Origin of the sequence: Streptomyces sp. HNM0645, from assembly GCF_030056615.1 — a bacterium.
Classification (GTDB): Bacteria; Actinomycetota; Actinomycetes; order Streptomycetales; family Streptomycetaceae; genus Streptomyces; species Streptomyces marianii.
Map to the genome: position 1 here is coordinate 1 of NZ_JASHLT010000046.1, position 25698 is coordinate 25698.

Annotated in this window: 21 protein-coding genes; 12 read left to right on the plus strand and 9 right to left on the minus strand. The window is 72.0% G+C overall.

What is annotated here, in order from left to right; genetic code table 11:
• The 4 genes from QMZ92_RS27330 to QMZ92_RS27345 form a co-directional block, all read right to left on the minus strand.
• A partial coding sequence (locus QMZ92_RS27330; RefSeq protein WP_283300169.1) for a glycoside hydrolase family 13 protein occupies positions 1 to 1294 on the minus strand: 1294 nt, incomplete at its 3' end.
• Between the two features lie 49 nt (positions 1295 to 1343).
• On the minus strand, positions 1344 to 2204 hold the full coding sequence (locus QMZ92_RS27335; RefSeq protein WP_283300170.1) for a sugar ABC transporter permease: 861 nt from the start codon (positions 2202 to 2204) through the stop codon (positions 1344 to 1346).
• Positions 2201 to 3214, minus strand: a complete 1014-nt coding sequence (locus tag QMZ92_RS27340; RefSeq protein ID WP_283300171.1) for a carbohydrate ABC transporter permease — start codon at positions 3212 to 3214, stop codon at positions 2201 to 2203. The genes QMZ92_RS27335 and QMZ92_RS27340 overlap by 4 nt, the downstream gene beginning before the upstream one ends.
• A gap of 20 nt (positions 3215 to 3234) precedes the next feature.
• Positions 3235 to 4506 (minus strand): extracellular solute-binding protein, encoded by a 1272-nt coding sequence (locus QMZ92_RS27345; RefSeq protein ID WP_283300172.1) that lies wholly within the window; start codon positions 4504 to 4506, stop codon positions 3235 to 3237.
• 391 nt (positions 4507 to 4897) lie between these two features.
• On the opposite strand from QMZ92_RS27345, the gene QMZ92_RS27350 reads away from it, so the two are divergent.
• The 3 genes from QMZ92_RS27350 to QMZ92_RS27360 all read left to right on the plus strand — a co-directional run bounded on the left by QMZ92_RS27350 (position 4898) and on the right by QMZ92_RS27360 (position 8651).
• Positions 4898 to 6565: a glycoside hydrolase family 13 protein gene (locus QMZ92_RS27350; RefSeq protein ID WP_283300173.1), complete on the plus strand. Its 1668-nt coding sequence runs from the start codon at positions 4898 to 4900 to the stop codon at positions 6563 to 6565.
• 25 nt (positions 6566 to 6590) lie between these two features.
• A complete protein-coding gene (locus QMZ92_RS27355) occupies positions 6591 to 7622 on the plus strand; it encodes a LacI family DNA-binding transcriptional regulator (protein WP_283300174.1) in 1032 nt (343 codons plus the stop codon).
• 165 nt (positions 7623 to 7787) lie between these two features.
• On the plus strand, positions 7788 to 8651 hold the full coding sequence (locus QMZ92_RS27360) for a phosphatase PAP2 family protein (RefSeq protein ID WP_283300175.1): 864 nt from the start codon (positions 7788 to 7790) through the stop codon (positions 8649 to 8651).
• Between the two features lie 384 nt (positions 8652 to 9035).
• On the opposite strand, the gene QMZ92_RS27365 is transcribed toward QMZ92_RS27360, so the two are convergent.
• Positions 9036 to 12029: a bifunctional [glutamine synthetase] adenylyltransferase/[glutamine synthetase]-adenylyl-L-tyrosine phosphorylase gene (locus QMZ92_RS27365; protein WP_283300176.1), complete on the minus strand. Its 2994-nt coding sequence runs from the start codon at positions 12027 to 12029 to the stop codon at positions 9036 to 9038.
• A gap of 619 nt (positions 12030 to 12648) precedes the next feature.
• Here QMZ92_RS27365 and QMZ92_RS27370 point away from each other — a divergent pair.
• The 4 genes from QMZ92_RS27370 (at position 12649) to QMZ92_RS27385 (ending at position 16809) form a co-directional block, all read left to right on the plus strand.
• Positions 12649 to 14901: a PIG-L family deacetylase gene (locus tag QMZ92_RS27370; protein ID WP_283300177.1), complete on the plus strand. Its 2253-nt coding sequence runs from the start codon at positions 12649 to 12651 to the stop codon at positions 14899 to 14901.
• Between the two features lie 461 nt (positions 14902 to 15362).
• Complete coding sequence (locus QMZ92_RS36120) at positions 15363 to 15488, plus strand: hypothetical protein (protein WP_349307770.1); 126 nt, start codon at positions 15363 to 15365, stop codon at positions 15486 to 15488.
• Positions 15489 to 15663: 175 nt separating this feature from the next.
• Positions 15664 to 16098, plus strand: a complete 435-nt coding sequence (locus tag QMZ92_RS27380; RefSeq protein ID WP_283300178.1) for a VOC family protein — start codon at positions 15664 to 15666, stop codon at positions 16096 to 16098.
• Between the two features lie 270 nt (positions 16099 to 16368).
• On the plus strand, positions 16369 to 16809 hold the full coding sequence (locus QMZ92_RS27385; protein ID WP_283300180.1) for a VOC family protein: 441 nt from the start codon (positions 16369 to 16371) through the stop codon (positions 16807 to 16809).
• A 72-nt stretch (positions 16810 to 16881) separates the two neighbouring features.
• On the opposite strand, the gene QMZ92_RS27390 is transcribed toward QMZ92_RS27385, so the two are convergent.
• The 3 genes from QMZ92_RS27390 to QMZ92_RS27400 all read right to left on the minus strand — a co-directional run bounded on the left by QMZ92_RS27390 (position 16882) and on the right by QMZ92_RS27400 (position 18995).
• Positions 16882 to 17769, minus strand: coding sequence for a peptidase (locus tag QMZ92_RS27390; RefSeq protein WP_283300181.1), 888 nt, complete (start codon positions 17767 to 17769; stop codon positions 16882 to 16884).
• Between the two features lie 91 nt (positions 17770 to 17860).
• The gene (locus QMZ92_RS27395; RefSeq protein WP_283300182.1) at positions 17861 to 18403 is read right to left on the minus strand and encodes a hypothetical protein; all 543 of its coding nucleotides are present in this window, start codon (positions 18401 to 18403) and stop codon (positions 17861 to 17863) included.
• 49 nt (positions 18404 to 18452) lie between these two features.
• Complete coding sequence (locus QMZ92_RS27400) at positions 18453 to 18995, minus strand: hypothetical protein (protein WP_283300183.1); 543 nt, start codon at positions 18993 to 18995, stop codon at positions 18453 to 18455.
• 144 nt (positions 18996 to 19139) lie between these two features.
• Here QMZ92_RS27400 and QMZ92_RS27405 point away from each other — a divergent pair, with 144 nt between their 5' ends.
• Positions 19140 to 21161, plus strand: a complete 2022-nt coding sequence (locus QMZ92_RS27405; protein WP_283300184.1) for a DUF8729 domain-containing protein — start codon at positions 19140 to 19142, stop codon at positions 21159 to 21161.
• Between the two features lie 128 nt (positions 21162 to 21289).
• On the opposite strand, the gene glnA2 is transcribed toward QMZ92_RS27405, so the two are convergent.
• On the minus strand, positions 21290 to 22651 hold the full coding sequence (gene glnA2 / locus QMZ92_RS27410; protein ID WP_269730800.1) for a gamma-glutamylpolyamine synthetase GlnA2: 1362 nt from the start codon (positions 22649 to 22651) through the stop codon (positions 21290 to 21292).
• Between the two features lie 142 nt (positions 22652 to 22793).
• Between glnA2 and QMZ92_RS27415 the strand changes: the two genes are divergently transcribed.
• The 4 genes from QMZ92_RS27415 to QMZ92_RS27430 all read left to right on the plus strand — a co-directional run bounded on the left by QMZ92_RS27415 (position 22794) and on the right by QMZ92_RS27430 (position 25476).
• Positions 22794 to 23240: a hypothetical protein gene (locus QMZ92_RS27415; RefSeq protein ID WP_283300186.1), complete on the plus strand. Its 447-nt coding sequence runs from the start codon at positions 22794 to 22796 to the stop codon at positions 23238 to 23240.
• Positions 23241 to 23334: 94 nt separating this feature from the next.
• On the plus strand, positions 23335 to 23985 hold the full coding sequence (locus QMZ92_RS27420) for a thioredoxin-like domain-containing protein (RefSeq protein WP_283300187.1): 651 nt from the start codon (positions 23335 to 23337) through the stop codon (positions 23983 to 23985).
• On the plus strand, positions 23982 to 24680 hold the full coding sequence (locus tag QMZ92_RS27425) for a DUF305 domain-containing protein (RefSeq protein ID WP_283300188.1): 699 nt from the start codon (positions 23982 to 23984) through the stop codon (positions 24678 to 24680). Before QMZ92_RS27420 ends, QMZ92_RS27425 begins: the two co-directional genes overlap by 4 nt.
• A 376-nt stretch (positions 24681 to 25056) precedes the next feature.
• Positions 25057 to 25476 carry a CBS domain-containing protein gene (locus tag QMZ92_RS27430; RefSeq protein WP_138055715.1) on the plus strand — a complete coding sequence of 140 codons (420 nt, stop codon included), beginning with the start codon at positions 25057 to 25059 and terminating at the stop codon, positions 25474 to 25476.
• Positions 25477 to 25698 lie beyond the last annotated feature (222 nt).

Genomic DNA, 25698 nt, shown 5'->3' on the forward strand with positions numbered 1-25698 from the left:
CCCGGCAGCCGTCCCGGAAGCCGTCCTGGCCCTCCGCCCGGAAGAACGACGGGTCCTGGCGCACCTCGTCCGGCAGGTCCGTGACGTCCGGCAGGCCCAGCTCCTCGCCCTGGTAGACGTAGACGGACCCCGGCAGGGCCAGCATCAGCAGCGTGGCCGCGCGGGCCCGGCGCAGGCCGAGCTCGCGGTCGCCCTGCTCGCGCAGCTGGGTGCCGAGGCCCGGCGGGTTGCCGAAGCGGGTGGCGTGCCGGGTGACGTCGTGGTTGGACAGCACCCAGGTCGTGGGTGCGCCGACCGGCCGCATCGCGGCGAGCGAGCCGTCGATGACCTCGCGCAGCTCCTTCGCGTCCCAGTTGGTGGTGAGGTACTGGAAGTTGAAGGCCTGGTGCATCTCGTCGGGGCGTACGTACAGCGCGGTGCGCTCCACGGTCGGGGTCCACGCCTCGGCGACGAGGACGCGCTCGCCCTCGTACTCGTCGAGGATCCGCCGCCAGGAGCGGTAGATCTCGTGCACGCCGTCCTGGTCGAAGAACGGCATGACATCGTTTCCGAGCAGCTTCAGCTGCTCTCCGGAGCCGATGTCGGGCAGGCCGGGTGCCTTGACCAGGCCGTGGGCGACGTCGACGCGGAAGCCGTCGGCACCCAGGTCCAGCCAGAAGCGGAGGATGGAGCGGAACTCGTCCTGGACGGCCGGGTGCTCCCAGTTGAAGTCCGGCTGCTCGGGGGCGAAGAGGTGCAGGTACCACTCGCCCGGCGAGCCGTCCGGGTTCACCGTCCGCGTCCAGGCCGGCCCGCCGAAGATCGACTCCCAGTCGTTGGGCGGCAGTTCGCCGTCCTGGCCCTTGCCCGGCCGGAAGTGGAAGCGCTCGCGCAGCCGGGACCGGGGGCCCTCGCGCAGCGCCTGCCGGAACCAGTCGTGCTGGTCGGAGCAGTGGTTGGGCACGAGGTCGACGATGATCCGCAGATCCAGGGCGTGGGCGCTGCGGATCAGCGCGTCGGCGTCGTGGAGCGTGCCGAACATCGGGTCGATGGCACGGTAGTCGGCGACGTCGTAGCCCGCGTCGGCCTGTGGGGAGGCGTAGAACGGGCTGAGCCAGACCGCGTCGACGCCGAGCTCCTTGAGGTACGGGAGCCGACTGCGTATCCCGGCGAGATCGCCCATGCCGTCGCCGTTGCCGTCGGCGAAGCTGCGCGGATAGACCTGGTAGATCACCGCGTCCCGCCACCATGGCGCTGGCTCGGCACGGTGGCCGGACGTCGTCGCGGTGGCGGGGGCAGCGAGGTGCTGGGTCATTTCATCCCTGGGATGGTGGTGGTTGGGGGGAACGTACGGCACGTGCGGGTCAGCCCTTGACGGCGCCCGCCGAAACGCCCGTGACCAGATGACGCTGTGCGAAGAGGAAGACGATCGCGGCCGGGATGGCGATGAGTACGGAGGCCGCGGTCATCGGACCCCACTGGGCGCCGTACTGGTTGACGAACTTCTGCAGGCCCCCGGCGAGGGTCAGGTTCTCGTCCCCGACCATGAAGGCGGAGGCGTAGGCCACCTCGCCCCAGGCGGTGATGAACGAGTAGAAGGCCGTCACCGCGATGCCGGGGCGGGCCAGCGGCAGGATCAGCCGCCAGAAGGTGCCGAACGGGGTGAGTCCGTCGACCTGGCCCGACTCGTCGATCTCGCGCGGGATGGTGTCGAAGAAGCCCTTCATCATCCAGGCGCAGAAGGGCACCGCGATCGTGAGGTAGGTGATGACGAGACCGGCCGGCTCGTTGAGCAGGCCCAGGCCCGACATGATGTTGTAGATCGGCACGATCAGGACCGCGACCGGGAACATCTGGGTGATCAGCAGCGTCCACATCAGGCCCCGCTTGCCGGGGAAGCGGAAGCGGCTGACGGCGTAACCGGTGGTGGCGGCCACGAAGACGCCGAGGACCGTGGTGAGGCCGGCGACGAGGAGCGAGTTGCCGAACCAGGTCAGGAACTCGGTGTCCGCCAGCAGATTCGTGTAGTTCTCGAGCGTCGTCTCCTTGACGAAGTCCGTGGTGGTCGCGTAGCTCGCCGGCTTCAGCGAGGTCAGCAGTACCCACAGCACCGGGAAGACGGCGATCACGGAGGCGACGAGCAGCGTGAGGTGCAGCGCGGCCGAGGCCGACGGCGTGCGGCGGCCGCGCACCGGGGCATTCGCCGGGACGTTGGTCGTGGTCACCAGGTTTCTCCCTGCTTTCGGAGGACGCGCTGGTAGACAGCGGCGAAGACCATCAGGAGGACGAGGATCAGCACGCCCCAGGTGGAGGACTGGGCGAAGTCGCGGGGACTGATCTCGAACGAGAACTTGTACGCCTGGGTGACCAGGATCTGCGTGGCCTCTCCGGGACCGCCCCGGGTGAGCAGGAAGATCACCGGGAACATGTTGAAGGTCCAGATGGTGCTCAGCAGGACGACGGTGGTGGACACCGACCGCAGCCCGGGCATGGTGATGTTGCGGAACCGCTGCCAGGCGTTGGCGCCGTCCATCTCGGCGGCCTCGTACAGCTCGCCGGGGATGGACTGCAGTCCGCCGAGCAGGGCGACCATCATGAACGGGACACCGAGCCAGACGTTCACGGCGATCACCGAGAACTTGGCCCAGGTCGGGTCGTTCAGCCACGGCACGGCGTCGATGCCGCCGCCCGCGAGGAGCTTGTTGAGCAGGCCGTTGTCCTCGTTGTAGAGGAATCGCCAGGCGAAGACGGAGACGAAGCCGGGCACGGCCCACGGCAGGATCAGCATCATCCGGTAGAACGACCGGCCGGCGATCCTGCGGTTGAGGATGTTGGCGAGGGCGAGGCCCAGTCCGAAGGTGACGGCCACGCAGGAGACCGTCCACACCAGCGTCCACCCGAGGGTGTCCAGGAACTGGCTCCCGGTGAGCGCGTCGGTGTAGTTGTCGAGTCCCACGAATTCGTACGTCGCGGGGAGGTGGTTCACCCCGATCGACCGCTCGACGTTCCGCTCGTCGGCGTTCGTCAGCGACAGGTAGACGCCGCGGACGAGCGGATAGCCGATGATCACCCCGATCACGATCACCACGGGGGCGACCATGGTCCAGGCGTACCAGTGCGTGGAGAGGGCGCGGCGGAGCTTGCCGGGCGCGCCTGCGGTGTCGCGGCGACGGCCGCGGGCCCTCCCGGGCTCCGCGGCCTGCGCCACCGACTGGCCGCTGGTGTGGACAGCCATCAGTCGGTCTTCCTCTTCCCTTACTTCCAGTCCTTCAGGAGCTTGCGGTAGGCGTCGCCCGTCGCCTTGGCTCCCTTCTCCGGGGTGGTCTGGCCGGTGAGGACCTTGGTGTACTCGGTCACGAGCGGGGCGAAGAGGCTGCCGCCCTCGGGGATCCAGGGGCGCTCGACGGCCTTGTCGACGACCGGCTTGAAGAAGGCGACCATCTCGTTGCCGGAGACGGTGGGCTTGTCGTAGACCGAGGTGCGGGTCGGCAGGAGGCTGAGCTCCTTGGCGACCGTGGTCTGGGACTCGACCGAGGTCATGTACTCGACGAAGGCGTAGGAGGCCTCGAGGTTCTTGGAACCGGCGTAGACGGCGAGGTTGTGGCCGCCCTGCGGGGCACCCTGGCCGTCGGAGCCCGCCGGGACCGGGACGATGCCGAGGTTGGCCTTGTCCTTGAACTCCTTGCCGCCGTACGTGTCGGTGACCGCCCACGGGCCGTTGATCATCATGGCGACCTTGCCTTCCTTGAAGGCGGTCTGCATGTTGTTCCAGCCGTCAGTGGCGTCGGTCTTCGCGGCGCCGGAGTCGACGAGGTCCTTGACCACCTTCATGGCCTTGACGCCGGCCGGGTTGTCGACGGTGATCTGCTTCTTCTCGGCGTCGACGAGGTTGCCGCCCTCGCCGTAGAGGAAGGACAGGAACCAGTACGCGTCGTCGCCGCGCAGGTAGAGGCCGGTCTTGCCGGTCTTGTCCTTGATCTTCTTGGAGACGGTCTTCAGCTCGGCGATCGAGGACGGCGGCTGGACGCCGGCCTCCTGGAAGATCTTCTTGTTGTAGAAGATGCCCATGGAGTCGATGACCTGCGGCACGGCGTAGGTCTTGTCGTTGTACTTCGTGGAGGCTGCGGCCTGGGGCAGGAAGTCCTTGTCCTCCTTGAGGGCGGAGGTGCCGTCCAGCGGGGCGAGGTAGCCGAGGTCGGCGAACTCGGGGGTCCAGGCCACCTCGGAGCGGATCACGTCGGGGGCGCCGGAGCCGGACTGGGCGGCGTTCTTGAACTTGTTCTGCGCCTCGCCGAAGGGCACGTTCACATAGTTGATCTTGACATCGGGGTGCAGCTTGGTGAAGCCCTCGGCGAGCTTCTTGAAGACCTTGTCCTCACTGCCGACGGTCGACGTGTCCCACCAGGTGACCGTGCCCGACAGCTTGCCGGAGGCGCTCTTGCCGCTCTCGGCGTCGTCCCCGCCGCACGCGGTCGCCGTGAGCGCCAGGCTCGCGACCAGAGCGGTGGCCGCTATGCCACGTCGCATGTGAACTCCTTCAACCTGGGCCGCTCCATCACGGCGCCGATTCGGTCAGGAACGTAACAAGGTTGAAAGAAGACCGAAAGACCTTGCGAGATATTTCCGCAAGCGGCTGCGATCGTTACACCCGCGTGTCCTCACGGTTGCCGTTGTGCACCTTGCCAACTGCCACTAACCCCGCCCCCGCGCTTCCGTGCGCCCGCGTAATCGCTTCCGCAAGAGATTGCAGCGCTGTTACCTTCGACATAGGTCGGCGTTGAGCCGGAAGGTCCGGAAGATCCAGTAGATCCGAAACATCCGAAGGATCGAGCGGATCCAGAGCATCCGAAACACCCGGAACATCTGCAACACCCGGAACGCCCGGAAAATCAAGAGACAGGTATCCGAAGGAGCGCCCATGACGCAGGAGCTCGACACCACCATCACGCCGCAGGTCAGCACGGTCGCCCCGACCAGGCGTCCCGGCCGGGCCGGTGACTGGTGGCGGGACGCCGTGATCTACCAGGTGTACGTCCGCTCCTTCGCCGACAGCGACGGCGACGGCGTCGGCGACCTGCGCGGCATCCGCGACCGGCTCCCCCACCTCGCGGGACTCGGCGTGGACGCGGTCTGGCTGACCCCCTTCTACGCCTCGCCCCAGGCGGACGGCGGCTACGACGTCTCCGACTACCGCGCCGTCGATCCGCTCTTCGGCGCCCTCGACGACGCGGACGACCTGGTCCGGGAGGCCCACCGGCTGGGGCTGCGGGTGATCGTCGACATCGTCCCGAACCACACCTCGGACCAGCACCCGTGGTTCCGCTCCGCGCTGTCGGGCGGCCCGGAGCGCGCGTACTACCACTTCCGGCCCGGCAGGGGCGCGCACGGCGAACTGCCGCCCAACGACTGGGAGTCGGTCTTCGGCGGCCCGGCCTGGACCCGGACGGCGGACCCGGACGGCCCCGGGGGCAGCTCCCGGCCGGAGACCGGGGGAGAGTGGTACCTGCACCTCTTCGCCCCCGAGCAGCCCGATCTGAACTGGGAGCACCCCGAGGTGCGCGAGGAGTTCGACGCGGTGCTGCGCTTCTGGCTGGACCTGGGCGTCGACGGCTTCCGGATCGACGTCGCCCACGGGATGGTCAAGGCGGCAGGGCTGCCCGACATCGGGGCCCGGGAGCAGGCCAAGATGATCGGCGCGCAGGTGCTGCCCTTCTTCGACCAGGACGGCGTCCACGAGATCCACCGCTCCTGGCGGCGGCTGCTGGACGGCTACGGCGGCGAGCGCATCGGCGTGGCCGAGGCCTGGGCGCCGAGCCCGGAGCGGCTCGCTCTCTACGTACGCCCCGACGAGATGCACCAGGCGTTCAACTTCCAGTTCCTGCGCTGCCCCTGGGACCCGGAGCGGATGCGGGAGGTCGTCGAGGCCTCGCTGGCGGCGACCGCGTCCGTCGGCGCACCCACGACCTGGGTGCTGTCCAACCACGACGTCACCCGGCACACCACGCGCTACGGCGGGGGCCCGGTGGGCCTGCGCCGGGCCCGCGCGGCCACGCTGCTGATGCTGGCCCTGCCGGGGTCCGTCTACGTCTACCAGGGCGAGGAGCTGGGCCTGCCGGACGTCACGGACCTGCCGGACGAGGTGCGCCAGGACCCGTCGTTCTTCCGGGCGGAGGGCCAGGACGGCTTCCGGGACGGCTGCCGGGTGCCGATCCCCTGGACCCGCGAGGGCTCCTCGTACGGCTTCGGCAGCGGCGGGAGCTGGCTCCCGCAGCCGGCCGACTGGGCCGAGCTGAGCGTGGAGGCGCAGACCGGGGTGCCCGGCTCCACCCTGGAGCTGTACCGGGCGGCCCTCGCGGTGCGCCGCGAGCACCCGGGCCTCGGCGCGGGCGAAGCGGTGACCTGGCTCGACGCACCCGACGGAGTGCTGGCCTTCGCCCGTGACGGGTTCGTCTGCACGACGAACACCCGCGGCACGGACGTGGGGCTCCCCGCCCCGGGGAGTCCGCTGCTGGCCTCCGCGACCCCCGAGTTCAGCGGCGGGACGGTCCGGCTTCCCGCCGACTCGACCGTCTGGTGGGCAATCTGACATGCGACCGGTACAGTCCAATCCCATGACCGCACGGCTTGCCGACATCGCAGCCCAGGCGGGGGTCAGCGAGGCGACGGTCAGCCGGGTGCTGAACGGCAAGCCAGGCGTTGCCTCGACCACCCGCGAATCAGTGCTCGCCGCACTCGACGTCCTCGGCTACGAGCGCCCGGTGAAGCTGCGCCGCCGCAGCGCCGGGCTCGTCGGGCTCATCACGCCCGAGTTGGAGAACCCCATATTCCCGGCCCTGGCCCAGGTCATCGGACAGGCGCTGACCCGCCAGGGCTACACCCCCGTGCTGGCCACCCAGACCCCCGGCGGCTCCACCGAGGACGAACTCACCGAAATGCTGGTGGACCGGGGCGTATCGGGCATCATCTTCGTGTCCGGGCTGCACGCCGACACCACGGCCGACATGCAGCGCTACGAGAAGCTGCGCGCTCAGGGCGTCCCCTTCGTCCTCGTCGACGGCTTCTCCCCGCAGGTGCGGGCCCCCTTCATCTCACCGGACGACCGTGCCGCGATGCAGCTGGCCGTGACCCATCTCGTCTCCCTCGGCCACACCCGTATCGGACTGGCCCTCGGACCACGCCGCTTCGTGCCGGTCCTGCGGAAGATAGAGGGCTTCGTCAAGGCGGTCCACGACCAGCTCGGCCTGAGCGAGCAGCAGATCGAGTCGGAGCTGATCCAGCACTCCCTCTACACCCTGGAGGGCGGCCAGGCCGCGGCGTCCGCACTGATGGACCGCGGCTGCACGGCCGTGGTGTGCGCGAGCGACATGATGGCGCTCGGCGCGATCCGGGCAGCGCGGCAGCGCGGGCTCGAGGTGCCCGACGACATCTCGGTGGTCGGCTTCGACGACTCCCCGCTCATCGCCTTCACCGATCCGCCGCTGACGACGGTCCGCAAGCCCGTCCCCGCCATGGGGCAGGCGGCGGTCCGCACGCTGCTGGAGGAGATCGGCGGAACGCCCGCACCCCACAGCGAGTTCGTCTTCATGCCGGAACTGGTGGTACGCGGCTCGACCGCGGCGGGCCCTTTGCACGGTTCGCCCTGATCCGCCCCACCCGGTCGGCGGGCCTCTCGGCCGGACTCCCGAATTCCGCGACATACCAGGGGAACACGGGGGATCCGACTAGTCCTCAGGAGGTACCGGGGGCCCTCCCGAACCCGACCGAAGGATGATCGGAGCGGGCGCACCCATCTGGCAGACTCTCGTCCCATGGGTGAAGCGACCGTGAAGACCTTGGAAGGCCGGACCGCGTCCCCGTCACCCATGGTGACCGAGGACGGCCCGGCCCCGGAGCAGAGCAGACTGCGCAGGCTGCGGTCGGTCAGACGGCCCCGCATCTGGTTCGAGATCCTGCTCATCGCGGTCAGCTACTGGACGTACTCCCTCATCCGGAACGCCGTTCCCGAGCAGAAGGCCCAGGCCCTGCGGAACGCCGACTGGATCTGGGAGGCCGAGAAAAGCCTCGGCATCGCCGTCGAGCAGGCGGTCAACCACGCAGCCAACTCGGTGACATGGCTGATCGTGACGATGAACTACTACTACGCCACCCTGCACTTCGTCGTGACGATCGGCGTCCTGGTGTGGCTCTACCGCCGGCACCCCGGCCGCTACGCCCCCACCCGCCTCGTCCTCTTCGCCACCACCGGTGTCGCCCTCGTCGGCTACTACCTCTACCCGCTGGCCCCGCCGCGGCTGATGAGCGGCCAGAACTTCATCGACACGGTGCTGGTGCACCACACCTGGGGCTCCATGGCCTCCGGCAATCTGAAGACCATGTCCAACCAGTACGCGGCCATGCCGTCGATGCACATCGGCTGGTCGCTGTGGTGCGGACTGACCATCTTCGCGCTGGCGAAGGCGCCCTGGGGAAGGATCCTGGGTCTGCTCTACCCGACGCTGACCCTCATAGTGATCGTGGCGACCGCCAACCACTTCTGGCTGGACGCCGTCGGCGGACTGCTCTGCCTCGGCTTCGGCTACGGCCTGTCCTACGCCTGGTACGGCTCCCTCCCACACCGGCTGCCCCGCCATGTGCCGGCCCCGGCGCCCGGCGGCGCCGTACTCACGGCATAGCCGAACACCCGGAGCGGCGGGACGCCCGGAGCGACCGCACGTCCCGCGGCGCGGTTCGCACTGCGCCGTTCGCACCCCGTGACTGACCGCCGGGCGTCGCCGGGCCGACGCCCGGGCCGCGAGCCGTTGTCGGCCCTCACGATCCGTGGTGGGCGGGACACCCGCCCACCACCCCGAGCTCCGGGTACCCGCAGCCGGGCCGGACACCCGTCACGCACGGAGCACGCCCGGAAGGCCGCGTCCGCAACGCGGCGCCGTCCCCCCGGAAACCGGGGATCGAGAACGCGGCTCACCCGGCACCCGCGGCCCGGAGGACGGGCCGCGGAGGCGGCCTGCGCGGCGCCCGGCGCACTCGCGGGTGCCGCCGCGCTCGGGCACCTCCGGCTACGCCCCGTAGAACAGCCGCTCCACCACCGCACGCGCCCGCCGCGTCGCACGGCGGTACTCGTCGACCATCTCCCCCACATGCCCCTGGCCGTGCCCCAGGTAGCGGCCCACCGCCGCCAGTTCCTTCGCTTCCGAGGGGAAGGTGTCCCCCGCACGGCCCCTGACCAGCATGACGCCGTTGCGGACCCGGGTCGCCAGCACCCACGCGTCGTCGAGGATCTCCGCGTCGTCCGGGGACAGGAGCCCCGCGTCCCGGGCGGCGGCGAGGGCGGTACGGGTGCGCGTCGTGCGCAGACCCGGTTCGGAGCAGCCGTGACGCATCTGCAGCAACTGCACCGTCCACTCCACGTCGCTCAGGCCGCCGCGGCCCAGCTTGGCGTGGAGGGTCGGGTCGGCGCCGCGCGGCAGCCGTTCCGTCTCCATCCGGGCCTTGAGCCGGCGGATCTCCCGGACCTCCTCCTCCCCCAGGCCGTCCGCCGGGTAGCGGAGCGGGTCGACCAGTTCGATGAAGCGGGCCCCCAGCTCCGCGTCTCCCGCCATCGGCTCGGCACGCAGCAGGGCCTGGCTCTCCCAGACCAGCGACCAGCGACGGTAGTAGGCCGCGTACGACGCGAGCGTGCGCACCAGCGGGCCGTTGCGGCCCTCCGGGCGCAGATCGGCGTCGATCAGCAACGGCGGGTCGGAGCTGGGCAGTTGGAGCAGCCGCCGCATCTCCGCCACGACCGTCGCGGCGGCCTGGGCGGCCTCGTGCTCGTCGCCGCCGTCCCGCGGCTCGTGGACGAACAGCACATCCGCGTCAGAACCGTACGACAGTTCGTGTCCGCCGAAGCGGCCCATGCCGATCACCGCGAACCGGGTGGGGAGCTCGTCCCCCCACCGCTCGCGGACGACGGCGCGCAGCGCGCCGGCGATCGTGGCCGCGTTGAGGTCGGTGACGGCGTTGCCCACGCGGTCGACGAGCGTGCGCGGGTCGTGCCCGGCCGGGTTCTCCTCGGTACCGTACGAGCCGATCAGGTCCGCCGCGGCGGTACGGAACAGCTCCCGCCGCCGCACCGCGCGGGCGGAGGCGACCGCCGCCTCCGCGCCGTCCGCGCGCCCGACCGCCGCGAGCACCTCCTGCTCCAGATGGTCGCGGCCCCGCGGCTTCAGCCCCTCGGGATCGCCGAGCAGCGCCACGGCCTCCGGGGCGCGCAGCAGCAGATCGGGGGCGAGCCGGCCGGCGGACAGCACCCGGGCGAGGTTCTCCGCGGCCGCGCCCTCGTCGCGCAGCAGCCGCAGGTACCAGGGCGTCTTGCCCAGCGCGTCCGACACCTGGCGGAAGCCCAGCAGGCCCGCGTCCGGATCGGCGGAGTCCGCGAACCAGCCGAGCAGTACCGGCAGCAGCGTCCGCTGGATCGCCGCCTTGCGCGAGACCCCGGACGACAGGGCCTCCAGGTGCCGCAGGGCCGCAGCCGGATCGGCGTAGCCGAGCGCCTCCAGTCGTTGCCGCGCCGCCTGGGTGCTGAGCCGGGTCTCACCGGGCGCGAGCTGGGCGACCGCGTCCAGCAGGGGCCGGTAGAAGAGCTTCTCGTGCAGCCTGCGGACGACGGAGCCGTGCCGCCGCCACTCCTTGTCGAGCTCGGCCACCGGGTCGGCGCGCAGCCCCAGGGACCGCCCGAGGCGCCGCAGGTCCTCCTCGCCCTCCGGGACCAGGTGCGTACGGCGCAACCGGTACAGCTGGATCCGGTGCTCCATGGAGCGCAGGAAGCGGTACGCCTCGCCGAGCTGTGCCGCGTCCGCCCGGCCCACGTACCCACCCGCCGCGAGCGCCCGCAGCGCCTCCAGGGTGGAGCCGCTGCGCAGCGTGGGGTCGGTTCGCCCGTGGACGAGCTGCAGCAGCTGCACGGCGAACTCGACGTCCCGCAGCCCGCCCGGGCCCAGCTTCAGCTCGCGGTCTATGTGCGCGGCGGGGATGTTGTCGACGACGCGGCGGCGCATCTTCTGCACGTCGGGCACGAAGTTCTCGCGCTCTGCGGCCTGCCAGACCAGCGGCGAGACGGCCTCGACGTACTCGGCTCCGAGCTCCGGGTCCCCCGCCACCGGCCGCGCCTTGAGCAGCGCCTGGAACTCCCACGTCTTCGCCCAGCGCTGGTAGTAGGCGAGATGACTGGAGAGGGTGCGCACCAGCGGGCCGTTGCGGCCCTCCGGCCGCAGATTGGCGTCGACGGGCCAGATCGCGCCCTCGACCGTGGTCTCCGAGCAGATCCGCATCAGGTGCGAGGCGAGCCGGGTCGCGGCCTTCACCGCCGTGGACTCGTCCACGGACTCGGAGACCTGCTCCCCGACGAAGATCACGTCCACGTCGGAGACGTAGTTGAGCTCGTGGCCGCCGCACTTTCCCATGGCGATCACCGCGAGCCGGCAGGCGGCGGAGTCCTCGGGGGCGTCGGTGCGGGCGATGGCGAGAGCCGCGCGCAGCGTCGCCGTCGCGAGGTCGGCCAGCTCCGCCGCGGTCTGCGCCACGTCGGTGGTGCCGCACACGTCGCGGGCGGCGATCGACAGCAGGCAGCGGCGGTAGGCGACGCGCAGCGCCACCGGGTCGGTCGCCTCGGCGAGGCCCCGCTCGAAGTCGTCCACCCCGGGATGCAGATCGGACGCCTCGTACATCACCAGCGCCTGCCAGTCGTGCGGGTGCCGGGCCAGATGGTCGCCGAGCGCCTCCGACGCGCCCAGTACCCCGAGCAGCCGGTCGCGCAGCGGCTTCGCGGAGAGCAGCGTGTCCAGCAGTACCTGCCGCTCGTCCGGCTGCTGCGCCTCGACCAGGCGTACGAGTCCGCGCAGGGCCAGGTCGGGGTCGGCGGTGGCGCCGAGGGCGTCGAGGAGGACGGAGTCGGTGCGCACGGGCGCCATCTCGGGCAGGTCCAGCAGCCGCTCGGCCGCGGCGGGGTGGGTGAAGCCGTGTCGCAGCAGACGGGTGAAGGTACTGCTTCTGCGCCCCGGCACCGATGTCATCCCGCCGCCTCCGATCAAGGTCCGGATCCGGCTCCGAGCGTAGTCGCAGGGGCGCGGGAGCCGCGCCACGGAGGGCGTCGCCGGCGGTGCGGTTCCGTGATGTTCGCCATGTTCTTCGTGGTTCATGCGGAACAACCCGTATTCCTGGAAACTCCGTCTTCCGTCGTGTCCGGGCACCGCGTGCCCGGACACGCACGAACACGTTCGCCGAGGACCACCCGCGCCCGCGGGTCGCCGGTGCGCGGTCGGGCTCCGAATCGCCCGCCGGCCGCCCGGTGACCGGCGGGCGCGCGTTCGCCCGCGGGACAACCGGTGCCCCCGCGGGCACGTGCGCCCGGGCGGTCACCGGCACCCGCCGATCACGAAAGCACCGACCACCATGCCCAGCCGGCCCCGCCGCAGCAGCCGCCCTTCGGCGGCGCCCCGCGCTTCCGCGCCCCGCTTCGGCTCCGCGTTCCGTCGCGCCGCCGCGGCCCGTCCCGGCTCCGGTTCTTCGCACGCCCGCCCCTCAGCGGCCCGCCCCGGCACCCCTCCCGGTCCCGGTTCGGCGGGCGGCCCCGGGGCTCCGGGCGGTTCCGGATCACCGGACGGTACCGGCCTCGCGGCCCGCTCCGGTCCCATGGCCGGCCCCGCCCGGCGAGGGCTGGCCGCCGCGCTGCTGCTGGGCGTCCTGGGCACGCTGGTGGCCGTGCCCGACGCGACTGCGGACCGCCGGGGCACGCGGGCCGTTCCCCCGGCGGGGCCGGCCGTGCTGCCGGTCCGCACCACCGCGGGCGAGCGGGTGGTGCAGATCGTGGCCCATCCCGACGACGACCTGTTCTTCATGAACCCGGACACCGCCCAGTCCCTGGCCACGGGCCGCAGTCTGACGTCGGTGTACCTGACGGCGGGCGAAGCCGACGGCGTCAACGCCCGGCGGGACGACCCGGATCCTCCGGCCCCCGACAAGGCCGCGTACGCCGAGGCCCGCCAGAACGGCATACGCGCCGCCTACGCCGAGATGGCCACCGGAGACCGGACCAGCCCCTGGTCGCGCTCGGCCGTACGCACCGCGGGCGGCGGGACGGCCGAGTTCGACACCCTCCGTGCCAAGCCCTGGATCAGTCTCGTCTGGGTCCAGCTCCGCGAGGCCGGCAGCATCAACGGCGACCGACCCCACAGCCTCCACGGGCTGTGGGACGGCCGGGTGGACTCCGTCGCGTCCCAACTGTCCTCCGGGACGCCGGTACGGGAGGACTTCGCGTACACGAAGGGGCAGGTCGTGGAGACCGTCGCCGGGCTGCTGGAGCGGTTCCGCCCGACCCACGTCCGCATTCAGGACCCGACCCCGGGACGCACCGCGAAGGGCGCCTACGCCGACCACCAGGACCATCTGTACGGGGCGCGGTTCGCGCAGGCGGCGCTCGCCCGGTACGCGGCCCTGCCCGGGCACCCCGCCTTCGGCGTCCAGACCTACCTCGGCTACGCCACCGGTCGGCTGCCCCGCACCCTCGGCCCCGCGGACGCCGCGGCGAAGCTGCGCACCCTCAAGACGTACGCGTGGACGGACGGCGCCGACCGCTGCGGCGACCCGGCCGGCTGCGGAGACCGCAAGGTGGCGGCACGGCCCGCCGGACACGGCTGGGCGCAGACGGTCCGCCACACGCGCGGCGAGTCGACGACCTGGGCGCAGCCCGGTCCGGACGGGACCGCGTGGGCGTTCTCCGTGCTCGACGGGAGGCTCGCCGTCTGGCACCGCGCGGGACCCACGGCGCGCTGGACCGGCCCCCGGCTGACCGGCGGCGGCGGCATCGACGCCGGGGTGACCTCGGTGCGCCTGCCCGACGGCCGGATCGCCGTGCTCGGCACCCGTACGACCCTCGGCGTACACGCCGCCGACTACCGCCGGGACGTGGTGGTCGGCGTGCAGCGCGCCCGGGGCGGCGACTTCGGGCCGTGGACCTCGCTCGGCACGCCGGAACGCGACGACGAGAGCGGTACGTCGGCCATCAGCGCTCCGGCGGCGGTCGTGGACCCGACGGGCCGGCTCAGGGTGTTCGTCCGGGACTCCGCCCACCGGCTGAGCGGCCGGACCGGGCTGCCGGGAGGCGGCTGGGAGCCCTGGGCGCCGCTGGGGGGCACGGGTCTGCGAGGCGATCCGGTGGCCGTCACGGCAGCGTCCGGCCGGCACACCGTCCTCGTCCCCACTCCGTCGTCGGTGCTGGCCTGGACGCAGTCCGGGCCCGGCGGGCCGCTGACCGGCCCGATGCGGACCGGCCTTCCGGCGACGACGCTGGCGCTGAACGCGACGGCCGACACCCGGGGCGACGGCATCCGGCTCTGGTACCGCGTCCCGGTCACGGGCCAGCTCCGCGCGGCCCGCTTCGGCGGAGACTCCGGTGTGCCCGGCACCGGTGACAGGGGCGGAGCGATCGCCACGGGAGCGGCCGGCGCCCGGCGAGCGGGCACCGCGGGGAAGGCGAAGGGCGTCCCGGACACGGGCGCGGCGACGGGTACGGCAGCGGGCTCGGGTACGGCAGCGGGCCCGGCGACGGCCACGGGCGCGGCGGGGATGTTGGTCCCCGTCGTCTCGTTCGTGGCCTCGACCGGTGTGGCGGGCTTCGGCCCGGTCGGCTCGGGCGGTGATCTGCTGGGCGTCCGGTCCCGCACCGGCGTACTGGCGACGACGCGCACGGAGACGCTGCCCCGCCCGGCAACGGTGACCGGACCCGCGGCCGGGGCCGGGGCCGGGGCCGGGGCCGGCTGGACCGAAGGCGGCTTCCTCCTTGCCGGGGCGCCCGCCGGACTCCCCGGCGGCATCGCCGCGATGGGCCTGGACGGCACGCTGCACTGGACGCCGTCGAGCCGTCCGCGGACGGCTGTGCTCCCGTAGAGGCCTCGGCGGCAAGATCCCGCAGGGGACCTCGCCGAGGGAGGGCTTCCACGGGAGCGGCACCCCTGGCAGAGGCGTCCGCCGCTCCGGCGACGAGTTCCGCCGGCCCGCGGGGTCACCACGTCGAAGGGACGATGTCCACGGACCGAGACGGAAGGACCCGCGCATGCCGGCAGGACCAACGGGACGGGAGCCGCCCCGGGGCCGGTCACGGAACCGAGCACCGATCTGGACCCGCGCCACAGCTCCCCCGGCGCCACCCCGGCCTCCTGGCCGAAGGCGGTGGCCCAGCCTGCGAAGTCCGAGACCTTCCGGCTGTCGACCGTGCGCCCCGAGGGCCGCCCGCACGTCACACCGCTGCTCGCGGTCCGGCCGGACGGCGCACAGCCCTCGGGCTCGCCCGGCTGGCCCCGGCCCGGCGGGAGAAGTACGGTCCGGAGTGGCACTTCGAGGTCCGGGACATGGTCTTCCGGCACAAGGGCGGGGGCGACCGCGCCCTGGTCTTCGAGGTGGCACCCGTCACGACCTTCGGCTTCGGCCGAAACCCCGAGACGTACAGCCGGACCCGCCGGCGCTGCACCCGCTGAGCCACCCGCGCCCGGTCGCCCACCGGACACCGGCCGGGCCGTCCGCCGGACGGACGTCGGGAGCACCGAGCCGGCCCGACCCGACGGAACGACCCGCTGACGAGACCCTCACCGCGGCCGGCCCAACCCGTCACGCAAGCCCCGGCCCGTCATGGAAGAGGAGAGAGGCCACCCCATGGAATGGACCCTCGAAGTGGTCGCCATCCCGGTCACCGACGTCGACCGGGCCAAGGACTTCTACGTGGACCGGTGCGGGTTCACCGCCGATCTCGACATGTCGCCGTTCGAGGGCGCCCGGCTCGTGCAGATCACCCCGCCCGGTTCACGCTGCTCGATCGTCCTGGAGTCCGGGATGCCGGAGTCCCCGGGACAGCCCCGGATGGCACCGGGTTCACTGCAGGGCCTGCAGATCTGCGTCACCGACATCGAGGCTGCCCGGAAGGAGCTCGTGAACCGCGGTGTCGTGGTCGGTCCGGTGCGCCACGTGGGACCGTCGGGCTGGGCGGACGGCAGGGGCGAGGAGCCCTGGAACTCGTTCATGTTCTTCCAGGACCCGGACGGCAACGGCTGGATCGTCCAGGAGGCCCCGGCCCCGCTGGCGGACCGCTGACCACTGGCCGCTGACCGCGTCACGGCTCACCGGCCTGCCCCGGGCCGGACGTGTCCGCCGACCGGCGACGTGCACCGAACCCGGCTCGTCGCCGGCGGCATCAGGAGGGCCCACGCCGCGCCGGCGGCCCGAGGTCCGGACACCACCGGGCCGGGAGGCCGCCCCACGTGCAGCCGCACCGCCGCGTCGCGGGCGCCCTCCGTCCCGGCGCACACTGTTCTGGGGGAACCACCCCCGCGCGGTCCGCACGAGCCACCCGGGGCGGTGCCCATGGAATGGACCCTGGAAGTGGTCGTCGTCCCCGTCTCCGACGTGGAGCGGGCGAGGGCCTTCTACGCCGACAGGTGCGGCTTCACCGTCGACCACGACACACACATCTCGGACGGCGTCCGCATCCTCCAGCTGACCCCACCGGGCTCCACCTGCTCGATCGTCATCGGCGAGGGCATGCCACCGGCACCGGGCCAGACGACGATGGCTCCCGGAGTGATCCAGGGCCTCCAGCTCTGCGTCCCCGACATCGGGTCGGCCCACGACGAACTGCTCGCCCGCGGCGTCGAGGTCAGCGCGGTGCAGCACGTCGCCCCGTCGGGCTGGGCACCGGGCAAGGGCGAACCCTGGAACTCCTTCATGTTCTTCCAGGACCCGGACGGCAACGGCTGGATCGTCCAGGAGGCCCCGGCCCCGCTGTCGCAGCGGCACACCGTCTGACCCTTGTCAACGACGGTCGTCGACGTCGAACGGCTGACGCACGGTCTGTCGGCCCGTCTTCGTGCCTCCGGGTCAGCGGACGCGGTTGCGGCGGTGGTACGCGTAGGCGGCGAGCAGCGCCGTCGCGGCGACCGAAACCAGGCTGCCGACCGTGAGCACGGACATCGCGGTGTCCCCGCCGCGCTGGGTGGCCGGCTTCGTGCCGATGGTGATACGGCCGGTGGTCTCCCGTTCGACACGGCCGCTCACGAGGGTCAGTCGTGCGGTCCACGCACCGTCCGGCAGCCGCCGGTCGAGTGTGGCCTTCGCCGTCGTCGAGTGGCCCGGGCCGACGGTGCCCGCCCTGACGTTGAACGGGCCTGCAGACAGCCCGCCCGGCCCGTCCGACAGGGTGAGCTTCCCCGTGAGATCGAGGGCCCGCCCACCGGTGTTCCTCACCCGGGCCGTGACCACGGGGACGCCGGCCGCGGTGCGGGCCCCGGTGAGGTCGTCGACACGGAAGTCCGATCGCGGTTCCCCGTCCGGCCCGACGGACAGGTACATGCGCACCCCCGCGCGGACCACGTTGCGTACCTGCTCCGCGGGTTCGTGCTCGGGACTGATCTCCGCCCAGACGACGCCGTAGTGCTCGCCGCGGGTCGCGTCGTCCGCCACGGTGATCTCGGTCCACACCTTCGCCGTCTCCTCGGGCGCGAGGACGAGTTCGCCGGGCTCGAGCGTCACCCAGTCGGTGAGCTCGTTGCCGGTACGGCCGGGGGCGAAGACGAAGCCGTCCTTTCGGTGGACGGCGGCGGCCGCGGGGTAGAGCAGCACGCGGTACCGACGGTCCGACAGGTTGGTGACCGCGATCCGCCTGCGGATCCTCTCGCCCGGTCCGACGTGGTCGATGACGTACCGGTGGGCTCGCTCGTCGTCGCGGCGGCTGACGGGCGCGTCGACGAGCCGGATGCCGACGCTCACGTCGTCGGAGGACCGTCGTGGCGTTTCCGCGGTCGCGGGCGCGACCGATGCGACGAGCAGTGACACCGCGAGGAGAAGTCCGCCTACGGGGTCATGCCACCGAATGGGTCACCGTCCCGCTGTAGAGCCCGCCGACGGCGTCCGGCGGAATGGTGATCTCCAGGGTGGGGTTCCAGCTCGCGGTGTTGTTCCCGCTGCCCGAGGTCTTGGAGAACGCGGTACGGGGCTGGTCCATCGTGACCCGGTCGCTCCTCGTGGGCTGGCCGGGCACGAAGGTGCCGGTGCCGGTGGTGTCGGTCGCCGGGCCGGACCAGTACTGCACCAGGTTGGGCAGGATGATCTCGGCGGGGTCGTCGATTCCGGTGTCGAACTGCGTCGAGACCACCGACGCCGTCCACGTGGCGCTCGCCGCGGCCCGCCCGTCGTTCACCGTCACGGTGCCGAGCTGACCGCTGATGGTCTGCCCCGGGAACCCGGACCCGAGGTTGCGTGAGGCGGGCACCTCGATCGTGAGGTTCGACGTCGACACGCTGAACGTCACGGTCGTGTCCCCCGAGGGCTGGGCGGACGCGGGCAGGGAGGACACACCCGCCAAGGCGAGGGCGACACACGGGATCAAGAGTCTTCTGCGCACAGGGCCACCATAGGTCGGTATGCGAAGAAGGCAGGGCATTCGCGGTGGATCATGCCACTGAATGAGTGATCGTCCCGGTATAGGTGCCGCTCACGGCGGTCTCCGGCACCGCGACGATCAGCGTCGGACGCCAGCGGGTGGTGTTGGCCCCGTTGCCCGACGCCTTTCTGAATGTCGTACGCGGGGCGCCCAGGCCCTGCGCCTGCCCGCTCGTGGCCTGCCCCGGTACGCGGGTGCCGCTGCCGGTGGTCGCGGTGGCCTGGCCCGACCAGTAGGAGAACTGGCTCCTGGAGATCTGCCGGGCGGTACCGCCGCCCGGCGTGGTGAAGTCGGTCGCGGACACCGTCGCGGTCCAAACGGTGTTCTGACCGGCGCGCCTGTCCGACACCCGGACGTCACCGAGCTGCCGGCTGATCGAGGAACCAGGAAAGGTCGAGCCGAAGTTCACCGCGGCCGGCACGGTGATCGACAGGGTGCCGGGCTGGCGCGCGACGCGCCCCGCGTCCTGGCTCGCCACCGGCGCTGCCGCGCCGGGCAACACCGCCGCCACGACCGCCGACCCGACTCCCACGAGGGTCCACAGCATTTGCACGCCGCGACTATAGGGCCAACTGCGGGATTCTTTGAGCCGCCATCACCCGTTCAGTGGGTTTCTGACCGTATGTGACCGGTTAGCGTTCCTCGATCGGTTTCGCCCGCCCGCACCCACGCGGTGGATTTCCGTCCAGGAGCCCCCATGCGTAACCCCGCACGCACAGCGGCCTACACCGTCCTCGCCCTGGCCCTGGCCGCATCCGCCAGCCCCGCCCTGTCCGTCCCGGCGGACCCCGACCGCGCCGGACCCACCCGTCCCGCCGCCGCCCACGACCGCCTGGACCGGCAGCCCACGCACGTCCGGCTGCGCACACGCACCTTCGATCCGACGACGCCGGAGGGAGAGCGCAGCCGGCCGCGGGGGAACCTGCGGACGAAGGACGGCCGAACGTACCTGGTCCAGTTCACGACTACACCGCTCGACGGCCATCGCGCCGAACTGGCGGCCCTCGGTGCCCGGATCGGCGCCTACATTCCCGACGCTACGTACGTGGTGCGGATGGACAAGGCGGCCCGAGGGCGGGTCGCCGCGCTGCCGTACGTGCGGTGGGTGGGACCGTACGACGCCGGCGACAAACTGGAAGGCGGCGCCGTGCGGCCGGGCAGCCGCCGCTATGTCGTCACGCTCGTGGAACCGGACGCCGCCGACCAGCGGGCGGTGGCCCAGCGGATCACCGCGATCGGCGGGAGGGTCGACGGCGCATCGGCGGGCCTGCAGCTGATCGAGGCAACCCTCAAGCCGGCGCAGGCGCTTGCCGTGGCACACCTGGACGCGGTGCTCGCGCTCGACGTCTGGACGGCGCCCGAAGTGGACATGGACAACGCCCGCGCCGCGGGCGGCGCCGACGCGGTCGAGAGCGCGTCCGGGTATCTCGGCCAAGGCGTGCGCGGTGAGGTGATGGACACCGGACTGCGCACCACGCACCAGGAGTTCGCGGCGTTCCCGCCGATCCTGCACACCGCCAACACCGCCAGCACGAACCACGGCACCTCGACGTACGGGCAGGTCTTCGCCTCGGGCGTCAACGCCACCGCCCGCGGCCTGCTCCCCCAGGCGCAGCCGATCTTCGCCGCCCACAGCCTGGTGTCCGACCGGTGGGCCCACACCGCGCAACTCGTCGACCCGGCGGGCCCGTACCGGGCAGTGTTCCAGTCCAACAGCTGGGGCAGCGCGCTGACGTTCGGCTACAACTCCACGTCGGCGGCGATGGACGACATCGTCTTCGACCACGACATCCTGATCTGCCAGTCCCAGGGCAACACCGGCAACCGCTCCGCCCGGCCACAGGCGTGGGCGAAGAACGTGCTGTCCGTCGGCGGCGCCTTCCACTACGACACCGCCTCCCGCACCGACGACGCGTGGAACGGCGGCGCAAGCATCGGCCCGGCCGCGGACGGGCGGATCAAACCCGACCTGTCGAACTACTACGACGCGGTCCACACCACCGCGGGCGGCGGCGACGCCGCGTACACCGGCACGTTCAGCGGCACCAGCGCCTCCACCCCGATCACCTGCGGCTATGCGGGTCTCGTCTTCCAGATGTGGGCGGACGGGGTCTTCGACGGCGGCCCCGGTCTGGACCGCGACGTCTTCGCGTCCCGGCCGCACGCCGCCACCGCGAAGGCACTGCTGATCAACTCGGCCGACCAGTACCCCTTCACGGGCGCGTCCCACGACCTGGCCCGCATGAAGCAGGGCTGGGGTACGGCCGGCGTCGGCAACCTGTACCAGCAGGCGCAGGACAACGGCTGGCGGCTGCCGATCCTGGTCGACGAGACGGACGTGCTCACGGTGGGCCAGACCGCGACGTACACGCTGACCACCGACGGCAGCCGGCCGCTGAAGGCGACGATGGCCTACACCGATCCGATGGGCTCACCGTCGGCGGCCCAGGCGCGCGTCAACGATCTGACTCTGAAGCTCACCGCCCCGAACGGCACCGTGTACTGGGGGAACAACGGACTCGCGGCGGACAACTGGTCGACTCCGGGCGGCTCGGCGAACACGATCGACACCGTAGAGAACGTGTTCGTCCAAACCCCCGCCGCCGGCACCTGGACGATCGAGGTCGTCGCCGACCAGGTCAACGCGGACGGACACGTCGAGACCTCCGCGACCGACGCGGACTTCGCACTGGTCGTCACCGGAGGGGTCACGAGCTGACTCGGCGACGAGGCGGCGCCGTGCAAGCCTCACCGACGACCCGGGGACGGCCATGACGACGCGGGGCCGACGGCCACGGACCGTCGGCCCCGCTCGCCGAATCACCGGGAAACCGCCTTGCCCTGCCCCTACAGCACCGGCAGGTTCTTCCGCAGCTCGAAGGCGGTCACCTCGGAGCGGTACTCCTCCCACTCCTGCTTCTTGTTGCGGAGGAAGAAGTCGAACACGTGCTCGCCGAGCGTCTCCGCGACCAGTTCGCTGCGCTCCATCAGCATGATCGCCTCACCGAGGTTCTGCGGGAGCGGCTCGATGCCCATGGCGCGGCGCTCGGAGTCCGAGAGCGCCCAGACGTCGTCGTCGGCGCCGGCCGGGAGCTCGTAGCCCTCCTCGATGCCCTTGAGGCCCGCGGCGAGCAGGACCGCGTAGGCGAGATAGGGGTTGGCGCCGGCGTCGAGTGAGCGGACCTCGATGCGCGCGGAGCCGGTCTTGCCCGGCTTGTACATCGGGACGCGGATCAGGGCCGAGCGGTTGTTGTGGCCCCAGCAGATGTACGAGGGGGCCTCGCCGCCGGAGCCGGCGGTGCGGGCCGAACCGCCCCAGATGCGCTTGTAGGAGTTGACCCACTGGTTGGTGACGGCCGAGATCTCCGCTGCGTGCCTGAGCAGGCCGGCGATGAAGGAACGTCCCACCTTGGAGAGCTGGTACTCGGCACCCGACTCGTAGAACGCGTTGCGGTCGCCCTCGAAGAGGGACAGGTGCGTGTGCATGCCGGAGCCGGGGTGCTCGGAGAACGGCTTCGGCATGAAGGTCGCCTGGACCCCCTGCTCCAGCGCGACCTGCTTCATGACCAGCCGGAACGTCATGATGTTGTCCGCGGTGGAGAGCGCGTCCGCGTACCGGAGGTCGATCTCCTGCTGGCCCGGCGCGCCCTCGTGGTGGCTGAACTCCACCGAGATGCCCATGGACTCCAGCATGGTGATGGCCTGGCGGCGGAAGTCCATGCCGACGTTCTGCGGGGTGTGGTCGAAGTATCCGGAGTTGTCCGCGGGGGTGGGGCGCGAGCCGTCCAGCGGCCGGTCCTTCAGCAGGAAGAACTCGATCTCGGGGTGTGTGTAGAACGTGAAGCCCAGGTCCGAGGTCTTCGCCAGGATCCGCTTCAGGACGAAGCGGGGGTCGGCGAAGGACGGCGAGCCGTCGGGCATGAGGATGTCGCAGAACATGCGCGCCGTACCGGGGGCCTCCGCGCGCCACGGCAGGATCTGGAAGGTGCCCGGGTCCGGCTTGGCGATCATGTCCGACTCGTACACGCGGGCGAAGCCCTCGATCGCGGAGCCGTCGAAGCCGATCCCCTCGTCGAAGGCCTGCTCGAGCTCGGCGGGGGCCACCGCGACCGACTTCAGGAAGCCGAGCACATCGGTGAACCACAGGCGTACGAACCGGATGTCGCGCTCCTCGAGCGTGCGGAGCACGAATTCCTGCTGCTTGTCCATAGCCACATCCTTGCAGTTCAGACGGCCTGTGCACCACCGCCAGGGCGTAGAGGAGGAGCTTCAGTATCACGACCCGGGGTTTCGCCCAGATTACGCACCCCGTATGACGTGGAGCACGTACCCGCCGTTACCATCTGCGCCCATGGGGGGCATACGGAACGCCCGCACCGCGCACACCGCGCGTCCCATGGCGCTGGGGAGTGCCGTGGCGACGCTCCTCGCCGCGCTCTTCCTCTGCCTGGGACAGGCCGACACGGGCAGCGCCGGGGCGGCACGCGAGCACGGCACCCACCGGGAGACCGGGGAGACCCGGGCCGCCGGTCCGGCCGGCGGGATCACCCGTGCCGTGCCGGGCGACGCCCGGGCCGGCTCCGCCGCCGCGTACACCTGTCCGTACGACCGCGGCGACTGCGGGCTCTTCCCGCACCTGGCGCCCGGTGTCCTCACCGCCCCGCCCCAGGACGCGCCGCCGGCACCGGCCGGGCTTCCGCCCGGCGCCGTGCCCGACCGCGTCGCGGGCGGCCCACCGCGCACCGGTGCGCTCCCCCGCGCCCCGGATCTCCACGTCCTTCAGGTGCTGCGGACCTAGCAGGACCGTTCCACCGCCAGTCCGCGCAGGCCACGGCCCGCGGCCGTGCGATCACGCGCACACCCCACCCCCCGACGCAGAAGGACGAAGCAGAGTGTCGAGCAGGACGAACAACAAGACGAACGACCGCCGGGCCCGCATAGAGGAGATGCGCCGCGCCGAACAGGCCCGTGAGCGCCGCAACCGCGTCATCACGATCTCGCTCAGCGCGGTCCTGGTGGCGGGGCTCGTCGGCTTCGGCGCGTACGTGCTGAACAAGGAGTCCGAGAAGAAGGAGCAGGCCGAGGCCGCCGCCAAGGCGCCGATCAAGGACGAGAAGTCCTGGGACGCCAAGAAGCTCGGGCGCAACCACGTCACCACGGCCGTGAAGTACCCGATGAAGCCGCCGGTCGGCGGTGACCACCACCAGGCGTGGATGAACTGCGACCGCAACGTCTACGACAAGCCGATCCCCGAGGTGAACGCCGTCCACTCGCTGGAGCACGGCGCCGTGTGGGTCACGTACAGCGACAAGGCCCCGGCCGCGGAGGTGCAGAAGCTCAAGGACAAGGTCGGCAGGACCTCGTACTCGATGATGAGCCCGGTGAAGGACCAGGCCGGGGCCATCATGCTCAGCGCCTGGGGCAAGCAGGTGACGGTCGAGGGCGCGGACGACCCGCGCGTGGACCAGTTCTTCACCAAGTACGTGCAGGGTCCGCAGACGCCCGAGCCGGGCGCCGCGTGCACGGGCGGACTGAGCGCGTGACCCTCACCCTGACGCGTACGCACTGGGTCTCGATCGCCGCGGTGGTGCTGGCGCTGCTGTTCGCGGGCGCGGCCGCGGTCGCGTCCGCGGGCGGCGACGGGCACCCCGGCGGGCGCGGGGACGGCGCGGGGGCCTCGGCCGCCCCCGCGGCGGGCTCGGCCGACGCGGGTTTCGCCCGCGACATGGCCGTCCACCACCAGCAGGCGGTGGAGATGTCCTTCATCGTCCGGGACCGTACGCAGGACGAGGAGGTACGGCGGCTCGCCTACGACATCGCCAACACCCAGGCGAACCAGCGCGGCATGCTGCTGGGCTGGCTGGATCTGTGGAAGCTGCCGAAGGTGGAGTCCGGGACCGAACCGATGGCCTGGATGGAGCAGGCCCACGGCGAGGACGGGCACGGAAGCGGCCACGGCGGGCAGCGGGCCGGCGCCGGGGCGGTGATGCCGGGGATGGCCACGCAGGCCGAGCTGGACCAGCTGGCCAAGGCGAGCGGCAAACAGGCCGAGGTCCTCTTCCTGCAGCTGATGACCGACCACCACAAGGGCGGTGTCGCGATGGCGGAGGGCTGCGCGGACCTGTGCACCGTGCCTCAGGAGAAGGCCCTGGCCCAGGGGATGGTCGACGCCCAGCAGTCCGAGATGGACCTGATGGCGGATCTCCTGGAGAAGCGGGGCGCGGCGCCCCGCTCCTGAGACCGGCGCGCCCGCGTGGGCCGGGCGGACACCCCGCCCAGGCGGGCGCGCACTCCCGAAGCGCACCCCTCGCGGGCCCCGGCGCCAGGGGGCCGCGGAGGCCGGTCGTCCCGTCGGGCGCCGCCACGGCGTCGGCGGTAAGGTCGAAGACGGCTTCCTCGGCGTCCGCCGGGACCATTCGCCCGGCTACCCGCCGCCCCGGGTGCCGGCGTGCACGTCGAAGAAGTCCCCGCAGTCCCGGCCGGGGAGGCCCGGCCCGTGGCGCGCGACGTCGGCAGGGTTGTCGTCAGACGACTGCTCTCCACCCGCGTGGGACGAACGGGTGAGACATCGGGTGGACGACGGGCGTGGGCCGCGCCCAGGAGGTACGAACCCCATGACGACCGCCAAGGACATCATGCATCCCGGGGCCCAGTGGATCCCGGCGCACGAAACTCTCGACCGTGCCGCGCAGTTGATGCGCGAGCTGAACGTGGGCGCGCTGCCCATCGCCGACGCCGACGAGCGGCTGTGCGGCATCCTGACCGACCGCGACATCGTGGTCGGCTGCGTGGCCATGGGCCACGACCCGTCGAAGATCACGGCGGGCGACATGGCCCGCGGCACCCCGCGCTGGATCGACTCGGGCGCGGACGTCGGCGACGTACTCCACGAGATGCAGGAGCACCAGATCCGCCGGCTCCCCGTGATCGAGAACAAGCGCCTCGTCGGCATGATCAGCGAGGCGGACCTGGCGCAGCACCTGTCGGAGGACCAACTCGCCCAGTGGGTCGAGCAGGTGTACGCACGGGCCTGATCCGGCGTCGGTCGGCGTACGCCGCAGGGGCGCCACCCTGGTGCACGGGTACGGGGCGGACCAGCGGAAACCCAGCGGGCCGCACCGCCGCGGCCCCTCCCCCCTGGTTCAGGGGTACGCGGGTACGCGGCAGACCCAGCGGGCCACACCGCCGCCGCCACGTCGGCGGCCACCGCCGGCTCGCCGACGGGCCGGTGACCGGTACCGGGCGGCCTGACGTTG